We start from the raw sequence: 3,199 nt of genomic DNA, 5'->3' as shown, positions 1-3,199 counted from the left end.
AGCGGGTCATCTTCCTCCCTGTTTTCGGGGGTCAAGTGGGAGAAAATTTTAGGGCAAAGGCCTTTTGAGTCAGCCCCGTTCCTATTTCTTGTAGGGATCACAAAGATGCGGTCGAACGGTGCGCATGACCTCCGCCACTGCCTGCTCCGGGAGAGAACCGCCTTCCAAGTGATCCCCAATTGAGTGAAAGTCCTCATCCGTCCGGTTTTGGCTCATTTTTTGGGCGGCTTGAATTTCTTCGACGACAATCGACAGCCCCACAATTGCCCGCATTTGCTGGGCGCGGAAGGTGGGTGACAAGATGGCGGCGAAAACCCCCTTGGTTGACCTATGGGGATGAAAGCCGCTGGGGTTTGCTCTCTCGATGAGGACGAACCCCAACCATTTCTCCTGGGGCTACCGTTCTTATAATAGCTTCCTCCTCGCAAACTATCGCATGAGGGCTTTCCATAACTCGAAGTCCTTGATTTGCAACGCTTGTACGGTGTGAGAAAAATGCTTTCCCCCTGAGTGCAACTCGGAATCCCCCGGCTGAAGCGGTGGGGAGGATGTCAAGAAAATACGCCGAGCTTCTTCCGGCTAATCTAACCGCTCGGGCGCCCGTTGCACGTTGGCGGCGGCGTTGGGTCCCGTGCACGGGAGAGGCGTCCACAACGTGGCGGCTCAACGCTTCGGGATAATAGTGCTCACAGCCAGAACTGATGCGAGCACAACTTCGCGATAGAGTTCCATGTCGCATCCGTCCATCCGATTTTCGATTGGTCGTCCACAGCCCCCTCCTCATCAGGGCAAAAACAGGCCGAGCCGACGGCCGAAATATCCTGGGTTTGTTGCAAAACGTGATAAAAGCGGGATAATATGAGCATAGAAATAAGATGCACGCTGCCGGAGTTCAGCCGGACAGCGTGCAGAGCTCCGTAAGTCTGCGATCGACAGCAGGGTGCTGAAGAGCCATCGTAATCCGCCGGGCTGCTATCCCGCGCGGATTACTTTTTGCGACGGCTCAAGAGCCATCGACCAACCACGCCAACAATCGCAACCGCGACAGGGACCGTGAGATGGAAGCTCATGAGACACCACCTCCCTCTGGTCTTGCTCATTCCGGAGAACGGCAAGATCGCAGACCCGGCCCGCCAGAGAGCGGTCGATCGGGGCTTTGACGGCCCGCTCCCCCCAATTATACCGCCCACCCAGCAGGCGGCATCAGAATTCGGACAATGCCGGCTCGGGACGGAGTCGCCGTCGGCCCGCACGTTGTTACGGCGAGCCCGACGACGATCCGGGGGCTTTCGGCTCTCTTTTGCGGGCAGAAGATCGCCTGCTCTATTAAGCGGCGGGTGATCGCCCGATCTTGGCGACGGGGCTCGGGAGCCCCGGGGGATGGATATGTCTTACGATCATCGCGAAGGCGTTCATGGCGACGAATGAAAGACGTCGCGCGGGCGCCGGTCATTACGGTGTCGAGCCCCAAGTCGACGCCGCACCGGTGCAGGTGTTTGGTACGGGAAAGACCCTTAATGAGGCCGTCGACAATGCAGTTGACCGCACGAACCCACCGGTTCTTTGGGATCCCACGCGATGAAGTCCTCAATCGAGGCACCGTGTCGGGTGAAGTTCAAATTACCCGCCTCCCGGGACCAGTGCAACTCACCCTCCTCTTGCCGCGCCCTCTATTGGAGAGCCGAGGATTGTGGGAGTTAGCGCGGGAACAGTACGGTCTTTGATTTTTACTTGGGAGGAGGACGAGGGGGAATTAGTCGATACAATGCGCATGGACAGAGTCCAGACTGAGTCGCGTACCGTCTGCCCGGCCGTTTAAAGACCTAGTATTATGGCCGCGTATTAATCTCCAATAATCCCTGTTCGCCGTGGAAGGATTGAGTTTGTCCCGAGCACATCACGGCCATGGAACGGAACTAAGCCGTTTCGCTTCGCGCTTCCAAGACTGGGCGGGCGTATGTGGCAGGGCGAGGGACGATGCCGTCGGCCACGCGTTGGGCATTTTTGGGGTTGGCGAATTCAACCATTATCGCGCAATGATCGGCCAACGTTGGGGGTCCGTTCTGGGATCTGCCGCGATCTTAGAATCAGCTATCGATAGGGGCAAAGCCCCATCCACCAAACAGCAACACTGGGCCGGGCCATCAGGCGCACCCCCATAGCGCTCCGAGCACGGTCGATGCGAAACCGGTCTCGGATTCCGTCCTCTGCATGGAAGACAGCGGCTGTGCCTAACCCTAGTCAAATAGCGTGTCTGGGCTAGTTTTCGTCCAGGCCGCACGCCGATCTATCAGGCGGGAAGTTCGGGACCGGCACGGTGCTGTGGCGTGACGATCCTGTGCCCCGCGCGCTATGGCCTTCGCGCCGGGCCCTCCGGATTCGCCCAGCCCGTGTGCCGACAATCTGCACGTGCCATGCCCCTCGGTCGCGCCAAACGCCGCTGTCATAGCCTGGGCGCACCCCAAAAACGGCGTCGGAACCCCAATGAGCCGCTGATCGCGAATGAGCGACTTGCCACGCTATGAATTCATCAACGGCACCGGCTGTCTATCCGGCCGGCCGCCCCTGCACCTGGAATCCCGCCGCGTCCAAACGGCCTGCCGGCATCAACTGCCCTTGAACCACGATGACCGGCACTTGCCCCCTGGCCCGAAGCTCGTCCATCGTCTTCTCCGCCTTGCGCGCGCTCTTGGTTTTGACGATGGCGGTCACCGTCACGCCTTGCGGGGTTCGAAACGTCAGCTCCATCTGGGGCGTGGTCACATGCTCCAAATCTTTCGGCCATTGGTCGATCGGAAGGTTCACCGACACCTTGATGGCCTTGACCTCTGCGGGCTTCATGGGCGTCACTCCTATGTTCTGATTAGCGGCGCTACCAAATCCGGACCAGGCGTCACGTGTCGGCAACGGTGGCACAGGCAACCCGCGCGTCCGAGATTGGGGTTTGATGGTCACCTCCCACCTTACGTCGGGCGGGCTGTGCCATTGGCGCAAAATGGGCGGTGCGTCCACCCGATGGCACACCCAGCCCCGACCAATACCGGGCAACCACACCTGAACACTCTTCCGTTGGCATTGGATGATCACCCCATATTGGTCCAGCGCTTGGCGAAGCCAGGCCGCTGCCTGCGGCTTGTCCACCCCCAGCCCCGCGCTGAATATGGCCGCTACGGTCTTGTCGACTTTGAGGTCGATAAAC

3 protein-coding genes are annotated in these 3,199 nt (G+C 59.5%); 1 reads left to right on the top strand and 2 read right to left on the bottom strand.

From position 1 onward, the window contains the following. Nucleotides 1-81 precede the first annotated feature (81 nt). On the bottom strand, nt 82-300 hold the full coding sequence (locus HIJ39_RS22130; protein ID WP_169103208.1) for a hypothetical protein: 219 nt from the start codon (nt 298-300) through the stop codon (nt 82-84). Between the two features lie 1,114 nt (nt 301-1,414). Here HIJ39_RS22130 and HIJ39_RS22125 point away from each other — a divergent pair. After that, nucleotides 1,415-1,582 (top strand): hypothetical protein, encoded by a 168-nt coding sequence (locus HIJ39_RS22125; RefSeq protein WP_169103207.1) that lies wholly within the window; start codon nt 1,415-1,417, stop codon nt 1,580-1,582. A gap of 965 nt (nt 1,583-2,547) precedes the next feature. Here HIJ39_RS22125 and HIJ39_RS22120 read toward each other — a convergent pair. Next, on the bottom strand, nt 2,548-3,199 hold a 652-nt coding region (locus tag HIJ39_RS22120; protein ID WP_169103206.1), incomplete at its 5' end, for a hypothetical protein.

Source organism: Sulfobacillus harzensis (assembly GCF_012933365.1).
Classification (GTDB): Bacteria; Bacillota; Sulfobacillia; order Sulfobacillales; family Sulfobacillaceae; genus Sulfobacillus_B; species Sulfobacillus_B harzensis.
The sequence above is the reverse complement of the archived record's forward strand: the minus strand, read 5'-3'. Positions and strand labels throughout refer to the sequence as shown.